Here is a 20452-nt window from a genome sequence, read left to right on the forward strand (position 1 = left end):
TATCCTTACCGGCGTGATCGTCGTGTCGATACTGCTCTTCGTACTCGCTCTCGTCGTCGGCTCCGTCGCCGCCGCGAGCCTGACGGGCAAACTCCCCCGTAACCGCTGGGCAGGTGTCCGTACCGCAGAGTCGATGCGAGACGACGAAACGTTCGCCATGGCCAACAAGGTGGCCGGTCCCACCACGGCCGCGTCGGCACTCCTGCTGCTGATCGGCGGCGCCGCCGGCCTCATGCTGAGCGGGGTGTTCGCCGTCGTCGCGGTGGTGGCGTGCTTGATCGCGGCGTTCGTCACCGCGGGTGTCGGTGGCTCCATCGGCGCTCGCGCCGCCGCCGCGAAGCCGGTCGAGGAGACGGGCGGATGCGGGCACTCCTGCATCTCCTGCAGCCTCAAGGATGCGTGCGCTCCGAGCTGATGCCGGCAGCGGAGCCAGTGGAGTGAGCAAAGCTGAACCGGCGATGAAGCAACGGACGTTCGATCCGGCAGGCGTTGTTTTCGGCGTCTTCCTGCCGATCGCGGCAGGTGTGTTCGGGATCGTGCTCACCCGGATCTGGCGCCCGCGCCTACCCGACCAGATCGCGACGCACTGGTCCGGCACGGCTCCCGACGGCTTCACCAGCCCGACGACCAGCTCCATCACCCTCGCCATCGTCGTGATTCTCGTCGGCGGTGGCTGCAGCGCGATCGCGTCGCTCGCGCATGCCCTTCTGATCATGCGCAGAACCATGTTGATGATCGGCTCGACCGTCGTCGGCCTGATCGTCGTACTGCAGGTAGCCATCCTGTCGCGTCAGCTGGACGTCACCGACGTCACGACGATCGAGATTCCCGGCTGGGCGCTCGCCTTCGGAACCGCCGTCGGGTTCGCCGTCGGCCTTCTCGGTGCGTCGCTGCTGCGTGACTACCGCGATCGCGTCGTCGCCACCGAGCCGCCGCCCTCGTCGCTCCCACGCGCCGACGCGGACCTGCCGATCGTCGAGCCGCTTGGTGCCGGTCGCGTCGGGACCATCGTGCTCTTCGCGATCGTCGCTGCCGCGGCCGTCCTGACCTGCTGGCTGGTCGAGTCGTGGTGGCCACTGGCCATCTTCGTCCCGCTGGCGATCCTCCCGGTGTCGCTGATGCGCTACGAACTCGTCGTCGACCGTGCGGGTCTGCACGTGCGCAGCCTCGGAATGGCGGCGTTCGACTACTCGATCGAGGAGATCACCGGGGCGTCGGTCCGCGAGGTCACTCCGTTCGAGGACTTCGGAGGGTGGGGCCTACGCGTCAAGGGACGCGGCAACTACGCCGTCGCGACCGCGAAAGGTCCCGCGGTGTTCGTGACGTTCGCCAACGGCCAGCGCCTGACCATCACCACCGAGCACGCAGAACGGATTGCCGGGGCACTCAACACGCTCGCGTCCTCCCGGTGATTCGCCGAAAACAAACCGATCGCCGTTTTTGTCGTTTAGGCTCTTTTTCAACCACTGGGTGACGACTGGAGGCTCACACGAACGAGAACAGGCCGTCGGCACAGGACGCTGTCTCACGTAGCCGACCCGCGAGTCATCGTCGGCCGAACACCTATTCGGTTCGTGCCGTACTGACGGAGTGGTACACCCAGCCGTTCGACTACGAATGGATCGTTTCCCATCGGTCGACGCGTGGACTGCACGGACCACTTCGAATCGTGTTCGGTTCAGCGACACTGCTGTTCGCTGCCTCGTCCATCCTGATGCTGTTCTCCTCGCGCGGGCCGCAGGGATTCTGGGCACAGGCGTGGGTCGGCGTCATGCTGCTCGTTCAGCTCGCCGTCGCGCTGCGGTGCTTCTTCGGTCCGCTCCCCGTACGACGCGATTTCATCGGTTTCGCCGTGTTCGGAGACCTGGGGTTGACGTCCGTCCTGGTGCTCTACGAACCGATCGGGGCCTTGATCGGGTGCTGCCTGTTCGTCGTCACCGGCGCGCTCTGCACCTACTTCTGCAGCCCGAGGTTGCTGCTCGCGCATCTGATCTGGTGTGTGGGCTTGATCGTCGTCATCACCATTCGTGCGTGCCTGTCCGTCGAAGAAGACCTTGCGACGATCCTCGCCGCGGGTCTCGTCGTCCTGGCCGTCAACGGCGCCATCCCGTTGTTCGCGCACATCGCGTGGACCGCGATCGGTCGTGACGCGCGGCGGTCCCTCGTCGACCCGCTCACCGGCCTGCTCAACCGCCGGGGCCTCGAGGACGCGGCCGAGGAACTCGTCTCGTTCAGTCAGGAACTCGGGCAGTGTCTCGTCGTTCTCGTGATCGACATCGACCGCTTCAAGCAGGTGAACGACTACTTCGGCCACGACACGGGAGACCGCGTCATCGTCACGGTGTCGGACCGTCTGGCCGCGCTCTTCGACCGGGACGGCCTCGTCGCGCGGACGGGAGGGGAGGAATTCGTCGTCGTGTTCCGCGCGCCGTACGAGACCACTCATGCTCGCATCGGTCAGGTGGGCCACGCTCTGTACCGGCGCGACGATCAGGTTCCCGTCACCGTCAGCGTCGGCGCTGCCATCATCGCTCGGCCCGGCGAGATCTGGGGCGGGGAGACATCGGTGGTCACCCGGGCCACCCGCGCCGCGGACTCGATGATGTACCAGGCCAAGTACGACGGCGGAAACCGCACCGCGTCGACATTTCTCTGACGACGCGATGCGGTTCGGTTTCATCCGGCGATCAGCCGCCGGTCACAGGTCCGTTCCACACGCACGGGATGGCACTTGCCGGCGTGCCTTCCGGATCGAGCGCGTTCTTGATGATGCCGATTGCCCTCGGGGACACCGAGATCGACAGGTGGTCCGAGAAGTCGACGCCGCAACCGTCCTGAAGCAGAACATTGTTGACGGTGGCACCTTCACCGGCGGTGAGGAACGTCGTCTTGTACGGAGTCACCACCTCGTCGAAGCGAGTTCCGATGACCGTGTAATCGATGCCGGGTTCGGTGTCGCCGCCCGCGTCGAGTGCCTTGACGAGCGGTGAGTCGATCACCTGATCGGATGCCGCGGGTCCGGCGATGGCGCCCACGAGACCGAGCACGTTCAGTCCGAGGTTGTTGATCGTCCGGCCCAACGAGCCGATGCCGACGAGAGTGGTTCCGTGATTGGATCCGGCGACACTGACGACCGTGCCGACCTTGTTCTGGCTCGGGTCGGCCGGGTTGGCTCCGCCTTCGAATCGAAGGTACTGCCTGGTCACCAGACCACCCTGCGAGTGACCGACGATGTCGACCTTGTCCGCCCCGGTGCGAGCGAGGACCGCGTCCACATACGTGGCAATCTCCTTGGCACTCTCGGCGACAGGGCCGGTACCACGGATGGACTTGACGTGTCCGAGTCCGCTCGAATCGGTGTCACCGTAGTTCAACGCGAACACGCAGTGACCCGCTTCCTTCAACGCCGGCGACAGACGCGCGAAGTTGTTGTACGCGTTCTCCCACGTACCGTGAAGCAGGACAACGGGATTCGGGTGGGCCTCGGTCGGCTTGCAGTTCCAGTCGTTGGCGCCCTGCGGTGCCACGTCAGGATGGACGATGTTGTAGAGGAACCCGGCGATGAAGTTCTTCTGCACCGGGCCGTAGCCGACGGTTTCGCTCTCCGGATCGTAGGTGGATCGTGCCTCGGACGGCACCTCGGAGATGTCCGGGCGCTCGATTCCCTGTTCCTCGGCCTTGGGCCGCTCCTCCTCGCTACCCTCCGGAGGGACTACCTCTGTCCCGTCCTCGGTGACGACCGCCGGCGGCGCCGGTTCCTCGGCGGGTTGCGCCGATGCGACGGACATACCCGCGCACATGATCGCGGCCGACAGCGCGGCAACGGACGCGGTAGTTCGGGACATGTTTCCAGCTCGGACTCTTCTGATCGACATTCTTCGTCTGCTCTCTACTGACGGCATCACGCGAAAGTTGCCGTGGCTGCATCGATTACGACACGAATCGACGAGATCTCGAGAAATCCCGTGAAACGTCTCGGGGTCGAACCAGGTAAGTACGCAGCATGAACGGCCCCCCGGACCTCAACCCCCCTGTGGCACAACGTCGATGCTGTCCGCTGAACCTCGCCACACAGTAGAGCGCAACGACGAGCGCGCGGAAGTCATTGCGCGACTTTCGGGACATCCACGCTTCGTGCCGATCTCCGGTTGGGGTCGGTCACAAGGTCGCGTGCGTCAGCGCCGACCGTCGGGGATATCGTGAGTCGAGTGAACGTTCTCCGACAGGCTCGTCCCGACGGCTTCGTCCTCGGCATCTTCGCCGTGGCCGGGCTCGCCAGCATCTTCCCGGCCACCGGCACGGCAGAAGACGTCCTCGGATGGGCGACGAAGATCGCGATCGGCCTCCTGTTCCTCATCTACGGCGCACGACTGTCCCCGCAGGAGGCGTGGGAAGGCGTCAAGCACTGGCGGCTGCATTCGGTCGTACTCGCGATGACGTACGTGATCTTTCCGTTGATCGGGCTCGCGCTGCGGATTCTCGAACCGACCATCCTGACGCAGGACCTCTACACCGGCATCCTGTTCCTCTGTCTCGTCCCGTCGACGGTGCAGTCGTCGATCGCGTTCACGTCCATCGCGAAAGGCAACGTCGCCGGTGCCGTCGTCAGCGCGTCGTTCTCGAACATCGTCGGCGTGTTCGTGACACCACTGCTCGTGATCCTGCTCATGAACACATCGGGCGATGCCCACGTCGATGCGTCGTCGATTCTCGACATCGTCGCCCAGCTGCTGATTCCGTTCCTCGTCGGCCAGCTGATCCGGCCACTCGTGACCGGTTGGCTGTCGCGGCACTCCAAGCCCACGAAGATCGTCGATCGAGGCTCGATCCTTCTCGTCGTGTACGCCGCATTCAGCGAGAGCATGAACCAGCACGTCTGGTCGTCGGTCTCGGTGTGGCGCATCGTGGCCGTCGTCGCCACCTGCATCGTGCTTCTCGCGATCGTCCTCGCACTCACCTCCGTCATCGGCCGCGCGCTCGGATTCACCCGCGCCGACCGCATCGTCCTGGTGTTCTGCGGCTCCAAGAAGAGCCTGGCCAGCGGACTGCCGATGGCGTCGGTTCTGTTCGCAGGCCAACCCGTCGGCCTGATCGTGTTGCCGCTGCTGCTGTTCCACCAGATCCAGCTCATGGTGTGCGCGGTCCTGGCCCAGCGCTACGCGCGCGCTTCGCCTGTCGAGGGTGATGCGGAGCCCGCTCCGCGGGGTTAGCGTCAGGTCACACCCCTATGACTTGGAGGACGACGTGGCCCGTAAGAAGCATCCGAACGGCGTGATCTCGGCGGCCTACACCGGCAGGCTCGCCACGAATCCGGTACCCGCGCTCCGACTTCCGGACGAGCAACTCGACCCCGACGCCGCGTACCGATTCATCCACGACGAACTGATGCTCGACGGCTCCTCCCGCCTCAATCTGGCCACCTTCGTCACCACCTGGATGGATCCGCAGGCCGAGATGTTGATGGCCGAGACGTTCGACAAGAACATGATCGACAAGGACGAATACCCGGCGACGGCGTCGATCGAGGAACGCTGTGTCAACATGGTCGCGGACCTGTTCCATGCGCCGGGCCTCGACCCGGAGGATCCGTCGTCGGCGACGGGTGTGTCGACGATCGGTTCGAGCGAAGCGGTCATGTTGGCGGGTCTCGCCTTGAAGTGGCGCTGGCGTGCACGGGTTTCCGACAGCTCCAGACCGAACCTCGTGCTGGGGAGCAACGTTCAGGTCGTGTGGGAGAAGTTCTGCCGATACTTCGACGTCGAACCCAAGTATCTGCCGATGGAGCCCGGTCGCTACGTCATCACGCCGGAGCAGGTGCGAGAAGCCGTCGACGAGAACACGATCGGCGTCGTCGCCATCCTCGGAACCACGTTCACCGGCGAGCTCGAACCGGTGTCGGAGATCTGCGACGTCCTCGACACCATCGCGGCGAGCGGAGGACCGGACGTTCCCGTCCACGTCGACGCTGCCAGCGGAGGTTTCGTCGTCCCGTTCCTCCACCCGCACCTCGAGTGGGACTTCCGGCTGCCGCGCGTGAAGTCGATCAACGCAAGCGGCCACAAGTACGGATTGGTCTATCCCGGAATCGGTTTCGCCGTCTGGCGCACGAAGGAGGACTTGCCCGAGGACCTCGTGTTCCGCGTCAACTACCTCGGTGGCGACATGCCGACCTTCACGTTGAACTTCTCACGCCCGGGCAATCAGGTCGTCGGGCAGTACTACAACTTCCTCCGTCTCGGCCGGCCCGGCTACACCGACATCATGAAAGCGTTGCGCGACACCGCCGTTCGGGTCAGTGCGCACCTGGCTGCGCATCCTGACTTCGTCGTCGTCACCGACGGCAGTGCCATCCCGGTCATCGCGTTCACGCTCACCGGCGAGCACCCGTACACCGTCTTCGACATCTCCCACGAACTTCGAGCCCGCGGATGGCAGGTGCCCGCCTACACGATGCCGGACGACGCAACCGACGTCGCCGTGCTTCGTATCGTCGTGCGCGAGGGCTTCAGCGCGGATCTGGGCCGGTTGCTGTGCATCGCGATCGACGAGGTGATCGAGCAGCTCAATGCGTCGGCTGCAGGCGAAGGGCACTCGACCGCAACGCATTTCGCCCATTAGTGCGGCTTCGCACTAGTTACGTTCCACGTCGATCGGATGCGACGCCAGCATCGCCAACGGCATCGGCTGGCGTCGCAACACGTGCGCCCACAGGTCGATCTTCGGCGGGCCGATGACGTCGGACGCCAGCGCGGAGACCACCATCCAGTCGTCGCGGGCGAGTTCACCGTCGAGCTGGCCCATCGTCCACCCCGAGTAGCCGGCGAACACGCGCACGCCCTCGACGAGCGGGGCTATGTCCGACGGGTCGGAGTCCAGATCGACCATGACGACTCGGCCGTCGACCCGCCGGAGGCCGGCAACACCCTCGACGTCGACGCCCGTCCGCACGACGCCGAGACACAACGCCGAATCCCGTTTCACCGGTCCGCCGACGTAGAGTGCCTGCGGTCGCGCCGCCAGTCCACTCCACTGCGGGAGCACGTCGTGCACGGCCGTCTCGCTCGGACGATTGATCACGACGCCGAGACTGCCCGCGTCGTTGTGTTCGATGACGTAGACGACGGTGCGCCGGAACGTCGGTTCGACGAGCTCGATCGAACTGACGAGCAAGCTACCGGGACGCACCGCTTCGTCGACCGACGCAGCGTGGTTCTCTGCCGTCTGGTCCTCGGGTTCCTCCGCATGTGTAGCCATGGAGATATTGTGGCACCGCCGACCACCCGATGTACCGCAAGGAATGCCGGAAAGTTTCGTCGCGTCAGGACAGCCCGACAAGCCCCGCCAGCAGCGCGAGCTGATGCTCGAACAACAGCTCACGATCCACGAAATTCGCCGATCCGTACTGGTCGAACACGTCGAAGCTCACCGCGCCGAAGAGCGACGCCCACACCAGAACGCCACCGGCGAGGGCCGCGTCGGACATCTCCGTTCCCATTTCGTTACGAACCGTCGCGAAGTCGTCGTGCAAAGACTCGAGCGGGACCGGAGACGGGGGCGTCGACAACCGGCCGTTGCGATCCGCCTGGTCGAAGACCTGCACGAGCTTCACGATGACGCGTATGCCCGGTCCGGTCGTCTGCTCGGCCGGCGCGTGATAGCCGGGAACAGGGCTACCGAACAACAGCGCGTACGACGCGGGTTCTCGCCTCGCCCAGGCACGGACAGCCCGGCCGAGCGTCAGGAATTTCTCCATCGAGTCGTCGACGGCATCCACCGCAGCGTCCACCTCGTCACCGAGCTCGTTGTAGGCGTCGACGACGAGAAGGGTGAGCAGTTCGTCGCGGCTCTTGACGTACCGATAGACCGCCGACGACACGACCCCGAGATCTCGCGCGACGGCGCGCAACGACAGCGCGGCAGCCCCGTCTGCGGCCAGGTGCTGACGGCCGATTCGGGTGATGTCGGCAAGCGTCTGCGCGCGAGCTCGTTCGCGGGGGGTAGTCGGCATGGCTCACACAATAGCGAGCGGTGCTCTCAGGCTGTTCGGACAATTCCAAACTAGAGAGCAGTGCTCTTGCTTTCTGCCGCGGGCGGGTGCACACTCGAAGTACAAACAGAGAGCAGTGCTCACACTTGAAGGAGAGATCATGAACCAGCTACACGTCGTCACCGGTGCAGGGCCCGTCGGATGGACCGTCGCCGAACAGCTCGCCGAGCGAGGTCACCGCGTCCGAGTGCTCACCCGTTCCGGTTCGGGCCCCGACCACCCGTCGATCGAGAAGCGACGCGTCGACATCGAAACCGACGATCTCCGTGGTCATTTCGAGAACGCGACGGCGATCTACCACTGCACTCACGTCGCGTACGAGGACAAGGTGTGGCGCGCAAAGCTTCCCACCATGGAACGGCGCGTGCTCGACGCGGCCGCCGGCACCGTCGTCGTGTTCCCGGAGAGTCTCTACTCCTACGGCTACATCGACGGCCCGATCCGTGAGGACTCGCCGCGCGTCGCCACCCACCGCAAGCTCGGCGTCCGCACCGAATTGCTCGCCGCCCGCGATGCGCACGCGACACCGACGGTCAGCGTCGCCGCCTCGGATTTCTACGGGCCGCGCGTCCTGTCGGCACACATGGGCGATCGCGTGGTACCGAAAGTATTGTCGCACAGCACTGTTCGAGTGATCGCCGACGCCGATCTGCCACACTCGTTCACGTACGTGCCCGACTTCGCCGTCGCGATGATCGAGGCAGCAGCCACCCCGTCGCTGTGGAACACCTTCTTGCACGCGCCGACCGCCCCCGCCGTCACGCAGCGCCAGATGATCGAGGCCTTCGCACGTGCAGCACACGCTCCGACACCGAAAGTCGGAACCATCCCGTCGTGGATGATGAAGTCGCTCGGCGTCGTGTCCGGTCCGATCAAGGAGCTCGGCGACACGTTGTATCAGTTCGAGCACCCGTACGTGCTCGACAGCTCGGCGAGCGAGAAGATGCTCGGGCTACGTCCGACACCGCTGTCCGACGGTGCCGCTGCCACCGTCGCGTGGTGGAAGGACAAGGAGCTGGCACAGGCGTCGTAGGTAACTGGGGCTACAGTCCTGTAAGTGAGCGACGAGACCTTCCTGGCGCGACTGCGCAATTCGCCCGGTGCAGGCAAGCTCACCGCGATTCGCTTCGCAGGACAGTTCGGCGACGGCCTCTTCCAGGCGGCGCTCAGCGGGGCAATTCTGTTCAATCCCGAACGCGAATCGAATCCGGCGGCCATCGCCGCCGGATTCGCCGTTCTGTTGGTGCCGTACTCGATCATCGGGCCGTTCGCAGGCGCGATGCTCGACCGATGGGATCGGCGCGCAGTAGTGCTGTGGGCGAACGTGCTTCGCATGGTCCTCATCGCCGTCACCGCCACGGTTCTGTTCACCGGGGGCGGCGAGACCGCGCTCCTTCTCCTCGCGTTGACGACCGTCGGCCTCAGTCGGTTCGTTCTGGCCGGCGTGTCCGCGTCCCTGCCGCACGTCGTCCGAACATCGTGGCTCGTGCCGATGAATTCGCTTCTCGCGACCATCGGTTCAGGCTTCGCAGCCGCGGGAGCAGGAGCGGCCGTCGGGATCATCGGGTACATCGGCGCCGGCGACACCGGATCGGGTGTCGCCGTGGCAGTGTCGGCCGTCGGATCGATCGTCGGATCGGTTGCCGCGGCACGTTTTCCGCGCCAATCGCTGGGTCCTGCAACGATTCCCGACGACGGAACATCACGTGCATTCGCGGACATCGCAGCCGGATTGAAGTCCGGTGCCGTCGCGGTATGGAAGTCGCCGACGGTCACCGCCGCGATGATGGGCATCGGCACCCACCGCATCGTGTTCGGCGTCGACACTCTCGTCATGGTGTTGATCCTGCGCGAATCGACGCCCCGCTCACTGCCCGGCGGGTTGGCCGGCTTCGGCATCGCCGTCGGAGCAACGGCTGCGGGCATGCTGATCGCGGCAGTTCTGACGCCCTTCCTGCTGCCGAAGTTCGGTCGCGTCCGATCGATCATCGGCGCACTCGCACTGGCCGCCGTCGTACAGGTGACCTTCATCGACGGGCTCACGCAGACGAGTCTGCTCATCGGCGCGTTCCTGCTCGGCATCGCAGGCCAGACCATCAAGCTCACGGGCGACGCGTCGATGCAGACCGAGATCGACGACGACCATCGCGGGCGCGTGTTCGCATTGCAGGACACCGTCTTCAACATCTTCTTCGTCGCGGCGCTCGCCGTCGCCGCGTTCGTCGTCGGCCCGTCGACGACCGATCTCGCGGGTGAGGCATCCGCGCACGCCGTCGTGCTCGGAGGTGGTGTCGTCTATCTGCTGGGATTGGCGGCGGTGGTGATGCGGCTCCGCCGCACGTGAGTGCGAATGTATAGAGGGCTATACATAGACACTCACGAGCGCGAAGCGCTTTCCCACCACGCCAACAACTCTCGCTCCGCTTCCTCGCGGGGGAGCGGCCCCCGATCGAGCCGAAGATCCTTCAAGAACTTCCACGCCTTGCCGACCTCGGGCCCCGCGGGGATGCCGAGCAGTTCCATGATCGCGTTGCCGTCGAGATCCGGTCGCACGCGGGCGAGGTCCTCCTGCGCGGCGATCGCCGCGATCCGCTCTTCGAGGTCGTCGTACGTGGCCTGCAGTGCCGCTGCTCGACGCTTGTTCCTCGTCGTGCTGTCCGCGCGAACGAGCTTGTGCAACTTGGGAAGTAGATCGCCGGCGTCGGTGACGTAGCGCCGCACCGCGGAATCGGTCCACTGGCCCTTGCCGTAGCCGTGGAAACGCAGGTGAAGGAAGACGAGCTGCGAGACGTCGTCGATCATCCTCTTCGAGTACTTGAGCGCTCGCATACGCTTCTTGACCATCTTGGAGCCGACGACCTCGTGATGGTGGAAGCTGACCCCGCCGCCCGGTTCGTGACGTCGGGTGTCGGGCTTGCCGATGTCGTGAAGCAGTGCAGCCCAACGCAATACGAGATCGGGGTCGCCGTCCTCGAGGTCGATGGCCTGCTTCAGTACCGTCAGCGAATGCCAGTAGACGTCCTTGTGCTGGTGATGCTCGTCGATCTCGAGCTTCATCGCGGGCACCTCGGGCAGGACGTAGCCGGCGAGCCCGGTCTCGCACATGACGTCGATTCCCTCGACGGGGTACTCACCGAGGATCAGCTTGTCGAGCTCCACCTGCACACGCTCGGCCGTGATGCGTTCTATCTGGCCGGCCATCTCGGTGATCGCGGCGTGTACGCGAGGCATCAATGCGAAACCGAGCTGCGAGACGAACCGCGCGCCACGCAGCATGCGGAGTGGGTCGTCACCGAAGGACTTCTCCGGCGACGACGGCGTATCCAGCAGTCCTTCGAGCAACGCGTCCATGCCGCCGAGGGGGTCGACGAACTCCTGGGTGCCGTCGGCGCCGATCCGAACGGCCATCGCGTTGACGGTGAAGTCGCGTCGCACGAGATCTTCCTCGAGGCTCTTCCCGTACTCGACCTCCGGGTTGCGCGAGACCTGGTCGTACGAATCGGTGCGGAACGTCGTGATCTCGATCAGCTGGTCGTTCTTGGCGGCACTGATCGTCCCGAACGCGATCCCGGTGTCCCACTGATTGTCGGCCCAGCCGGTCAGCAACTTCTGGACGACCTCGGGTCGTGCGTCCGTGGTGAAGTCGAGGTCTCCGGACAACCGTCCCAGAACCGCGTCGCGAACGCTCCCGCCGACGAGGTACAGATCGTGTCCCTCGGCGGCGAACCGGGCGGCCAGAGGGGTCAAGAGGTCGGACAATCCGGACAGCGTCTCGCGGGCCGACGTCAGCAGGCGCTCGCGGCGGTCCGCGTCCGAACCGGCGCCCGAGGACGCATCGGAGTGTCGGGGGGACGGAGACTGTTCTGCCACGTGGATAGAGCCTAGGCGAGAGGTCGTGCGGCAGGACGGAGAGGGAGCAAAGGAAAGCCGTGGTTTCCCTCTAGTATTGATTGGGTGTCTGCTGGCGAACGTGCGAACAGGAGCCGCCGCAACCCGCGGCGGCGGCCCGCACGTGCCGACGGCGACAAGCCCAAACTCAGAACCGTGCGTGAGACGTCGGCAGGCGGCCTGGTCGTCGACGGTCTCGACGGGCCTCCGTCCCAGCGTTGCGCCGCTCTCATCGGCCGCACCGACCGTCGTGGACGGTTGTTGTGGTCGCTGCCGAAGGGCCATATCGAGCAGGGCGAGACCGCGGAACAGACCGCGATGCGCGAGGTCGCCGAGGAGACCGGCATCCGCGGGGATGTGCTCGCTTCGCTGGGCAGCATCGACTACTGGTTCGTCACCGAGGGCCGTCGCGTCCACAAGACCGTGCACCACTACCTTCTGCGCTTTCTCGGCGGCGAGCTGTCCGACGAGGACGTCGAGGTCACCGAGGTGGCGTGGGTTCCGCTGAGCGAACTGTCGTCGAAGCTCGCGTACGCGGACGAACGTAAACTGGCCGCGATCGCCAGCCAACTGATCGAGGGCATGAGCAACCCGGATCCCGAGACGCCCGTCGGCAGGGAGTGAGAAGTGCGGTTGCCACGGGTCACTGCGGCTGCATTGACCGCAGTCCTCCTTGCGTCGGCGCCCTCGGTGGCTCTGGCGCAGGAGCCGGACGGGTCCGATTCGAGCATCCCGTCGTCGAGCACCGAGGTCACCTATCAGTCCGCCGACAGCGACCTTCCCGAGACGACGCGCGGCAGCCAGTTCCTGGAGCTGTCGATCGACACGGTCGCGCCCGGAACCGTGACCACCAGCAGCGAACCGTTCGTGACCGTGCGTGCCACCGTCACGAACACCGGTGACCGACGCGTCGACGACATCAGCGTGCGCATGCAGGGCGCCGACGCCGTCGATCAGCCGTCGGAACTGCGCACGTCCCTGTCGCGCGATCAGGAGCAATACCCGTACGCGGGCGAGTTCCAGACGGTCACCGACAGCCTCGAGCGAGGCGCGAGCACGCAGTTCACCGTCTCGATGCCACTGCGCAGCACGACGAACCCGTCGCTGAACATCGATCGCCCCGGCGTCTACCCGCTGCTGCTCAACGTCAACGGCACCCCGGAGTACGGCGGAACAGCGCGACTCGACGACGCCCGGTTCCTGCTGCCCGTCACCGGCGTACCGCGCGACCCGTCGGATCCGACGTCGGTGCCCTTGCCGCCGAGCACGACAGATCCCGTCGCGACGACGATCCTCTGGCCCCTCGCCGACAAGCCACGGCTGGCCGCAGGAAATCCCGGAACCATCGAGGACAAGATCAGGCTCGTCGACGACGACCTCGCCGGCGAACTCGCGACGGGCGGCCGTCTCGACGAACTGCTCCAAGCCGTCGAATTCACGACGACCGATCAGCTCGATCCGGAGAATCGACTCACCGACAGCATGTGCCTGGCGATCGACCCCGACCTGCTCGTCACCGTCGCCAACATGCAGCGCGGCTATCTGGTCGTCGACGATCCGGCGAACCCGTCCGGCCCCGCGCGCGACGGAACCGGCAGCGACGCCGCCGCAGCGTGGCTGTCCCGCCTGCAGACCCTCGCCGACTCGATGTGCGTGACCGCGGTCCCGTTCGCGCAGGTCGACCTCGACGCGATCGGCAACGTCGGCGACGCCACCCTGGCGGCGAGCGCCCTCGAGTCGCCGTCGGACATCGTCGATTCGATCCTGGGCGTGACGTCGGTGCGCGATGTCGTGTGGAGCGCGTCGGGACAGCTGGGTGCGCCTGCGGCCGCGGCCCTGCGCTCGACCGGCCCGACCACTGCGCTGCTCGCCGACAACAGCATCGCGCCCGCCGCAGCGGGAGGCGTCGCCGCTGTCGCAGGGGGCAGTACCGTCGACGCCCCACTGAACACGACGGCGTTCGACTCGGCGTCGGCCACCGCGCTCGCCGGAGTCGGTGAGGTGCCGTCGACCCCCGATTTCACGCCCGAGGACCAGCGCTACGACCTGTCCGGGGATTCCCGCGCCGCACGACTGCAAGATGCCGTCGGTGCGATGTTCTATCACGCGCTCGAGGAACCCGACGGTTCCCCGCGGGCCGTGACGATCGCCCCGCCGCAGTACTGGACCGCAGGCGGCGACGAGCCGACGACGATTCTGTCGTCCGTGTCGTCGATGCTGCGGTCGGGTCTCGCGACGCCACGACCCCTGACCAGTCTGGTCGCCGAAGCACCGACGGGGATGCCCGTCGAGACCAGGACGGTGCCGCAGGTGGACCGCGACACGAACCTTGAAGACCGCGTGCGCGCGCAGAGTGCGCGCATCGAATCGCTTCGGGCGTCCGTCGTCGAGGATCCGCAGTCGGCCCTGACCCCGCGGCTGTTCACCGCACCGCTGCGTGAGGACCTACTGCGCGCACTCACGACCGCGGGCCGCGACACGGAACCCGAATACGCAGCCGCGATGTCGCGAACCCGGATGGATGCGTCCGAGACGTCGCTGGACCGGATGTTCGGAGCAGTGACGGTCGTCGCACCCGGCGGCGTCTACACACTGGCTTCGGAGCAGAGTCCGCTGCTGCTCGTCGCACGCAACGACCTCCCCGTACCCGTCAACGTGCGGCTGAAGGTCGACGCACCAGCGGAAATGACGATCTCCGACGTCGGCGCAACGGCTCTTCCCGCGCGCGGGAGCCGCACGATCACCGTGCCCGCGCAGGTCGACGACTCCCGCAATCTGTCGGTCGACTTCGCGTTGACGACGCTGGACGGGCAACAATTGGGCGAGGCAACCACCGTGTCCGTACGGTCGAATGCGTACGGACAGGCTCTCGCGATCATCACCGCCTGCGCTGGAGTCCTTCTGCTGTTGCTCGCAGGGCGCCGACTGTGGCACAGGTTCAGGGGGCAACCCGACCCGGCTGACGAAGGGTACGAACGACCATGACCGGGAACATCCCGTACGAAGGGGACGTCCCGCGCCCACGGCTGCCCGCAGCACAGGTATTCCGTCGCACGGCGCCGCCTCGGCAGGCGCCGTGGGAACGCGAACCCGTCCGTGAGATGCGCAGCTACCCGGCACCGCCGTCGCCCGACGGCGGACCGGCCCCGGACAATTCCGTCACGCAGCTGATCCCGCGATTTCGGGACGAGGATTTCGCGCCGGTCGCGACCGCTCCGGTTCCGGAACCCGAGAAGCCCGAACCGAAGCCGCAGAAGAGCTTGCTGGCGTCGACGGGATCGATCGCCGTCGCGACGCTCGTCAGCCGCATCACCGGATTCTTCAAACAGATCGTCATGCTGGCGATCCTCGGCGGCGCGATTGCCAGTTCGTTCACCGCGGCGACGATCCTGCCGAACATGATCTCCGAGCTCGTCCTCGGCGCCGTGCTCACCGCGATCGTCGTTCCGGTCCTGGTCAGGGCCGAGATGGAGGATCCCGACGGCGGTACGTCGTTCATCCGTCGGCTGTTCACCGTCGCGTTCACGATGTTGTTCGTCGTCGCCGTCATCGCCACGATCAGCGCACCGCTCCTGAGCACCATGCTGATCAAGGACGACGCCAAGGTCAGCAACGAACTGACGACCGCGCTGTCCTATCTACTGTTGCCCGCCATCCTGTTCTACGGCCTGTCCGGCCTGCTCACGGCCGTTCTGAACACGCGTCAGAACTTCCGTCCCGGCGCGTGGGCGCCGGTATGGAACAACCTGGTGGTCCTGGGCATCTTCTCCCTCTATTTCTTCGTCCCCGGCGAGATCACGCTCGATCCCGTCGAGATGAGTGATCCGCACGTGCTGATCCTCGGTCTCGGAGTCACGGCCGGTGTCGTGACGCAGGTAGCCGCGCTGATTCCGGCACTGAAGCGGGAGAAGGTCGACCTTCGGCCGTTGTGGGGGTTCGACGCCCGCCTCAAGGCGTTCGGTGGGATGGCCGCGGCGATCATCCTGTACGTCGTCATCAGCCAGATCGGACTGATCTACGCGACGAACATCTCGTCTGGTGCCGACGCCTCGGGCCCCGCGATCTACTCGCAGGCCTGGATACTTCTCCAACTGCCGTACGGCATCCTCGGCGTCACCGTGTTGACGGCCATCATGCCGCGCCTCAGCCGTAACGCGGCCGAGGGCAACGACCCTGCCGTCGTCGACGATCTGTCGGTCGCGACGCGGCTCACGCTCGTCGCGCTCGTTCCGATCGTGGTGTTCCTGACGTTCGCCGGGCCGTGGGTGGGCGAGGCACTGTTCGGCTTCGGGAATTTCGCCGACGACGCCCCCCGCCTCGGTGAAGCCGTCAGCTGGTCTGCCTTCACGCTGATTCCGTACGCACTCGTCCTCATCCACCTGCGCGTGTTCTACGCCCGCGAACAGGCCTGGACGCCGACGTGGATCATCCTCGGCATCACCGGCGTCAAGATCGCGCTGTCCGCTCTCGCCCCGGTCATCGCTTCGGACGACGAGCAGGTCGTGCTCTGGCTCGGTGTCGCCAACGGTCTCGGTTTCGTGGTCGGTGCCTGCATCGGTGGCTTCCTGCTGCACCGCAGCCTCGGCGATCTGCGCATGATCAACGTGGGCAAGACCATCTGGATGGTCCTGATGGCGTCCGCCGCCGGTGGAACAGCCATGCTTGCCATCGACCGAGTCGCCGACCTGGGCGGACTCACCGAGCCCCTGGGCATGATCGGCGCGATGCTGCGCGTCGGTATCTGCGCGGTTCTCATGCTCGGCATCACGTTCGGCATCCTGTGGTTCGGCCGCATACCCGAAGTGCTCGCGGTGACCGTCGCGGTCGGACGCGTCGTACGGAAACTGCGCGGGCGACCCGCCGAGAGCGCGACGAACCCCGTGCCTGCGACGCCCGAAACTACCGATTCGATACCGGTCGTTCGCTCTACCCCTGCAAGGGGCGCTGCGGAGCAGGGACTCCCGTACCCTGGACCCCGGCGGACCGGGCCGCAGACTTCTGCAGGTCAGCCCTACGGGAGCAGACAGGCAGCACAACTCGGGGTAGAAGCGCGCGAAGGAGAGAGAGTGACGGACGACGAAGTGGCTGGGGGGCCGGCCGAGTCCACTGCCGACGGCACGGACCAGAAGACCGGAGGAGTCGAGGTGGACGAGCGCGCGAAGGCCGCATCCACCCAGGCCACACCGACGGCGTCGTCACCCGACAAGAAGAAGACATCCGGCGACGCGGCTGCTCCGGCACCCGACGCCGACAAAACGGCCGAGGTAAAGGCCGTCCCTGCGACCGACGCGTCCACCACGGGCAAGACGGCTTCGGTGGACACAGCTCAGGCTGCACAGGTCGAACCCGAGGACTCGGCGGACGAGAAGGACGCCGACGCGGGCAAGAACGCTACGGAACCGCCTGCCACCGTGCGAGCACCTGCCGTCGAAGGTCGGCCCGAGTCGCAGCCCGAGCCGACGCGTGCGCTGCGCGGACCGAAGCTCATTCCCGGCGCCTCGGTCGCCGGCGGTCGCTACCGTCTGCTCGCCCCGCACGGCGGTGCACGCGGACTGAAGTTCTGGCAGGCGCACGACGTCAAACTCGACCGCGAAGTCGCGCTGACCTTCGTCGACGCCGACCAGCAGGCGACGTCGGTGTCTCCCGACCGACCCGAGGGCCCGCAGGCGATCCTGTCGCGGACGCTGCGTCTCGGCCGTATCAACTCTCCCGGTCTCGCCCGGGTGCTCGACGTCGTCCGCGGCAGCTCGGGTGGCATCGTCGTCGCCGAATGGACGCCGGGACGCTCACTGCGAGAAATGGCCGACACCGTACCGTCGCCGACGGGAGCAGCACGCGCCATCAAGGCGCTCGCGGCAGCAGCCGAAGCTGCACACCGCAGCGGTGGCGCGCTGTCCATCGATCACCCCGATCGCGTGCGCATCAGCACCAGCGGAAACGCGGTGCTCGCGTTCCCGGCAACGCTCGCCGACGCCGAACCGGCGTCGGACGTGCGCGGACTCGGCGCGATGCTCTACGCGCTCATCACCGCGCGCTGGCCTCTGGCCGACGCGTCGGACCGTCCCGGTGCGCCGCCGCGTGCCGTCGGAGGTATGAAGCCCGCCGACCGCGATTCGAACGGCAATGCCGTCGAGCCGCGTCGTATTCGCTCCGACGTGCCGTTCGAGATCTCGGCCGTCGCGACACGCGCACTCGAGCAGAACAGCGGAATCCGCACGGCTGCGACGGTTCAGCACGTGCTCGACCAGGCGGCCGTCGTCAACGACAAGACCGACCTCATGCCTGCGCTGCGGCTCGGCCAGCGGCCCGCGGGTGCGTCCGGACATTCGTTGGCGGACCCGGAGGAAATCGCGGCTCAGCAACTGCGGTCCAAGCGCACCAACATCGCGTTGGTCGTGCTGGGTGTGCTCACCGTCGTCGTACTCGGGTTCGCCGGGTACTGGTTGTTCACGTTCCTTGCGGGCGGTAGCTCCGACGAGCCGCTGACCGAGCAGGACTTCGGACTGACCACCAGCGTGCCCGCCCCTGCTGCACCGGGCGCCGCCGAAGCGCAGGCACCGGCCGCAGCACCCGTCACGATCGATTCGGTCGAGGTCTTCTCGCCGCAGGGCAGTGCCGACAGCGCCGCCACGGCTCAGAACGCGATCGACGGCGACCCGGCGACCGTGTGGCAGACGGACGCGTACTTCCAGCCGTTCCCGTCGCTGAAGAACGGCGTCGGGCTGCTGGCGACGCTGCCGTCGTCCGAGGTGTTGACCAGTGCATTCGTCAACTCACCGTCTGCTGGAACGGTCGTCGAGATCCGCTCTGCGCCCAGCGACTCGCCCAGCTTGAGCGACACCACCGTGATCGGGCAGGCCACGCTCGGACAGGGCGTCACGGATATTCCGCTCACCGCAACCGAACCCACCGACCACGTGCTGTTGTGGATTACCGGGTTGAGCACCGAGAACGGTCGCAATCAGTCATCGATCGCCGACTTCGGCTTCACCGGCCGAAGCTGACACATTCCCCGTAGACGTTCGATTTCACCTACGCAAAGTAGGTGAAATCGAACGTTTCGTACTGTTCGGTCTTCATGGCCTAGGCTCTCCTCAATGCGGTAATACGGGGGGAGCCGTTTTCGTATGGGGATTTTCGGGATCAAGGGGGAAGCCGGGGGGCTTCTCGGGGGCCGATCCGACGTCGAACTGCTGAATGCGCACGTCCAGGGTGACCCCGACGCGTTCGCAGCGCTCGTTCATCGGCACCACGAGCATCTGTGGATGACTGCGCGACGCACCAGCTACACCAACGAGGATGCCGCCGACGCGCTTCAGGAGGCGCTGCTGTCGGCGCACCGCACGGCCGGATCGTTCCGAGCGGACGCCGCAGTGCGGAGCTGGATGCACAAGATCGTCGTCAATGCGTGTCTGGACCGGATTCGACGGAACCGGTCGCGACCGACGACACCGCTCGCCGACACCGATGTGCAGGAACCGCCCGATGCGCGCGACCGGATGTCCGACGTCGAGACTTCGATCGAGGTTCGCAGCGCCCTCATGTCTCTCCCGCCGGAGCAGCGTGCCGCAGTCGTGGCCGTCGACATGGAGGGTTACTCGGTCGCGGACGCCGCCGCGATGCTCGGTGTTCCCACCGGAACCGTCAAGAGTCGCTGCGCGAGAGCGCGTCAGAAGCTGGCGGTGCAGCTGCGGTACTTGCAGGACGACGGGAACCGTTAGTCGACCCACCGCGTCTTACCCTGTGTAGGTACGTCTGCGCCGGGAGAGGAGACCGCAGTGACATCACGCGGTACCGAGCCACTACCCATGGCGCCCTACTCGGTCGAACTGCTCGCCGATCTCCATGCCGGCGTTCTGCCGGAGTCGATCAGCACCAAGCTTTGGCCGCTCGTGGAAGCCGACGCCGATGCCCGGCGGATCTTGGCGTCGCTCGACGCGGTGTCGGCCCGGCTCCGCGCAGTCGGTGCCGATCTGGACGGTGGAGAGTCGATGCCCCCCGACGTGGCCGAACGTATCGACCGTACGCTCGCCGGTGCCGGGAACGCGGGGTCGACAGGATCCTCGCGCGGACTTCCCCGTTCGGTCCGTCCCCTGCTGATCGCTGCGGCTGCGTCGATCGTGATCGCCGTCGCCACAACACTTTTCGTTCGTTCTGCCTCCACCTCGGAGCCCGACGTGGTCGCCGGACCGGGCGAGGAATCGGTCCTGACGCTACAGTCGTCCCTCATCGACGACTCCGTGGTGCAGTCGGTGATGGCCAACCGCGATCCGGTACAGCTCGTCGAAGCCGGACTTCTCCCGGATTGCTTGCAGGCCAACGGAATCGATCGCAACAGCGTCGTTCTGGGTGCCGCCGCCGTCGACATCGACGGAAGTGAGGGCACCATGCTCGTCCTTTCCCGTGGCCCCGACGCCGGTCTGACCGTCCTCGCAGTGGGTGCCGGTTGTGGTGTCGACGACCCACAGCCCCTGTTCCGTCGTGACCTGAGCTGAACGTCCCGCGATCCGCGCCTCG

The 20452-nt window shown here is 66.2% G+C and carries 16 protein-coding genes; 12 read left to right on the forward strand and 4 right to left on the reverse strand.

Going from position 1 to position 20452, the window contains the following annotated elements:
- Positions 1 to 13 precede the first annotated feature (13 nt).
- The 3 genes from A3K89_RS19680 to A3K89_RS19690 all read left to right on the forward strand — a co-directional run bounded on the left by A3K89_RS19680 (position 14) and on the right by A3K89_RS19690 (position 2656).
- Positions 14 to 415 carry an SdpI family protein gene (locus tag A3K89_RS19680; protein WP_068429594.1) on the forward strand — a complete coding sequence of 134 codons (402 nt, stop codon included), beginning with the start codon at positions 14 to 16 and terminating at the stop codon, positions 413 to 415.
- 43 nt (positions 416 to 458) lie between these two features.
- Complete coding sequence (locus A3K89_RS19685; protein ID WP_068430043.1) at positions 459 to 1412, forward strand: DUF1648 domain-containing protein; 954 nt, start codon at positions 459 to 461, stop codon at positions 1410 to 1412.
- 257 nt (positions 1413 to 1669) lie between these two features.
- Positions 1670 to 2656 carry a GGDEF domain-containing protein gene (locus A3K89_RS19690; RefSeq protein WP_254303594.1) on the forward strand — a complete coding sequence of 329 codons (987 nt, stop codon included), beginning with the start codon at positions 1670 to 1672 and terminating at the stop codon, positions 2654 to 2656.
- Between the two features lie 31 nt (positions 2657 to 2687).
- On the opposite strand, the gene A3K89_RS19695 is transcribed toward A3K89_RS19690, so the two are convergent.
- Positions 2688 to 3845: an esterase/lipase family protein gene (locus tag A3K89_RS19695; RefSeq protein ID WP_240931278.1), complete on the reverse strand. Its 1158-nt coding sequence runs from the start codon at positions 3843 to 3845 to the stop codon at positions 2688 to 2690.
- Between the two features lie 363 nt (positions 3846 to 4208).
- Here A3K89_RS19695 and A3K89_RS19700 point away from each other — a divergent pair, with 363 nt between their 5' ends.
- Both A3K89_RS19700 and A3K89_RS19705 read left to right on the forward strand, forming a co-directional pair.
- A complete protein-coding gene (locus A3K89_RS19700) occupies positions 4209 to 5210 on the forward strand; it encodes a bile acid:sodium symporter family protein (protein WP_068429599.1) in 1002 nt (333 codons plus the stop codon).
- Between the two features lie 34 nt (positions 5211 to 5244).
- A complete protein-coding gene (locus A3K89_RS19705) occupies positions 5245 to 6618 on the forward strand; it encodes a glutamate decarboxylase (protein WP_068429600.1) in 1374 nt (457 codons plus the stop codon).
- Between the two features lie 12 nt (positions 6619 to 6630).
- On the opposite strand, the gene A3K89_RS19710 is transcribed toward A3K89_RS19705, so the two are convergent.
- Both A3K89_RS19710 and A3K89_RS19715 read right to left on the reverse strand, forming a co-directional pair.
- The gene (locus A3K89_RS19710; protein ID WP_068429603.1) at positions 6631 to 7254 is read right to left on the reverse strand and encodes a YqgE/AlgH family protein; all 624 of its coding nucleotides are present in this window, start codon (positions 7252 to 7254) and stop codon (positions 6631 to 6633) included.
- A gap of 64 nt (positions 7255 to 7318) precedes the next feature.
- A complete protein-coding gene (locus A3K89_RS19715; RefSeq protein WP_068429604.1) occupies positions 7319 to 8008 on the reverse strand; it encodes a TetR/AcrR family transcriptional regulator in 690 nt (229 codons plus the stop codon).
- A 139-nt stretch (positions 8009 to 8147) separates the two neighbouring features.
- Here A3K89_RS19715 and A3K89_RS19720 point away from each other — a divergent pair, with 139 nt between their 5' ends.
- On the forward strand, positions 8148 to 9080 hold the full coding sequence (locus A3K89_RS19720; protein WP_068430044.1) for an NAD-dependent epimerase/dehydratase family protein: 933 nt from the start codon (positions 8148 to 8150) through the stop codon (positions 9078 to 9080).
- A 24-nt stretch (positions 9081 to 9104) separates the two neighbouring features.
- Positions 9105 to 10391, forward strand: a complete 1287-nt coding sequence (locus tag A3K89_RS19725; protein WP_068429605.1) for a hypothetical protein — start codon at positions 9105 to 9107, stop codon at positions 10389 to 10391.
- A gap of 32 nt (positions 10392 to 10423) precedes the next feature.
- On the opposite strand, the gene A3K89_RS19730 is transcribed toward A3K89_RS19725, so the two are convergent.
- Positions 10424 to 11917 (reverse strand): CCA tRNA nucleotidyltransferase, encoded by a 1494-nt coding sequence (locus A3K89_RS19730; protein ID WP_068429608.1) that lies wholly within the window; start codon positions 11915 to 11917, stop codon positions 10424 to 10426.
- Between the two features lie 75 nt (positions 11918 to 11992).
- On the opposite strand from A3K89_RS19730, the gene A3K89_RS19735 reads away from it, so the two are divergent.
- The 5 genes from A3K89_RS19735 (at position 11993) to A3K89_RS19755 (ending at position 20430) form a co-directional block, all read left to right on the forward strand.
- On the forward strand, positions 11993 to 12559 hold the full coding sequence (locus A3K89_RS19735; protein ID WP_371828818.1) for an NUDIX hydrolase: 567 nt from the start codon (positions 11993 to 11995) through the stop codon (positions 12557 to 12559).
- Positions 12560 to 12562: 3 nt separating this feature from the next.
- A complete protein-coding gene (locus tag A3K89_RS19740) occupies positions 12563 to 14920 on the forward strand; it encodes a DUF6049 family protein (protein WP_068429612.1) in 2358 nt (785 codons plus the stop codon).
- A complete protein-coding gene (locus tag A3K89_RS19745; RefSeq protein ID WP_068429613.1) occupies positions 14917 to 18939 on the forward strand; it encodes a lipid II flippase MurJ in 4023 nt (1340 codons plus the stop codon). The genes A3K89_RS19740 and A3K89_RS19745 overlap by 4 nt, the downstream gene beginning before the upstream one ends.
- 123 nt (positions 18940 to 19062) lie before the next feature.
- Positions 19063 to 19656, forward strand: a complete 594-nt coding sequence (gene sigM, locus A3K89_RS19750) for an RNA polymerase sigma factor SigM (protein ID WP_068429615.1) — start codon at positions 19063 to 19065, stop codon at positions 19654 to 19656.
- A 57-nt stretch (positions 19657 to 19713) separates the two neighbouring features.
- Positions 19714 to 20430: a hypothetical protein gene (locus tag A3K89_RS19755; protein ID WP_157105389.1), complete on the forward strand. Its 717-nt coding sequence runs from the start codon at positions 19714 to 19716 to the stop codon at positions 20428 to 20430.
- Positions 20431 to 20452 lie beyond the last annotated feature (22 nt).

The organism is Rhodococcoides kyotonense, assembly GCF_001645385.1.
Lineage (GTDB): Bacteria > Actinomycetota > Actinomycetes > Mycobacteriales > Mycobacteriaceae > Rhodococcoides > Rhodococcoides kyotonensis_B.

Bases quoted from the DNA above. Each gene is read 5' to 3' on its own strand.
- A3K89_RS19710 (WP_068429603.1), bottom strand. From the start codon at position 7,254: ATGGCTACACATGCGGAGGAACCCGAGGACCAGACGGCAGAGAACCAC.
- A3K89_RS19685 (WP_068430043.1), top strand. From the start codon at position 459: ATGAAGCAACGGACGTTCGATCCGGCAGGCGTTGTTTTCGGCGTCTTC.
- A3K89_RS19720 (WP_068430044.1), top strand. From the start codon at position 8,148: ATGAACCAGCTACACGTCGTCACCGGTGCAGGGCCCGTCGGATGGACC.
- A3K89_RS19745 (WP_068429613.1), top strand. From the start codon at position 14,917: ATGACCGGGAACATCCCGTACGAAGGGGACGTCCCGCGCCCACGGCTG.
- A3K89_RS19715 (WP_068429604.1), bottom strand. From the start codon at position 8,008: ATGCCGACTACCCCCCGCGAACGAGCTCGCGCGCAGACGCTTGCCGAC.
- A3K89_RS19695 (WP_240931278.1), bottom strand. From the start codon at position 3,845: ATGTCCCGAACTACCGCGTCCGTTGCCGCGCTGTCGGCCGCGATCATG.
- sigM (WP_068429615.1), top strand. From the start codon at position 19,063: ATGGGGATTTTCGGGATCAAGGGGGAAGCCGGGGGGCTTCTCGGGGGC.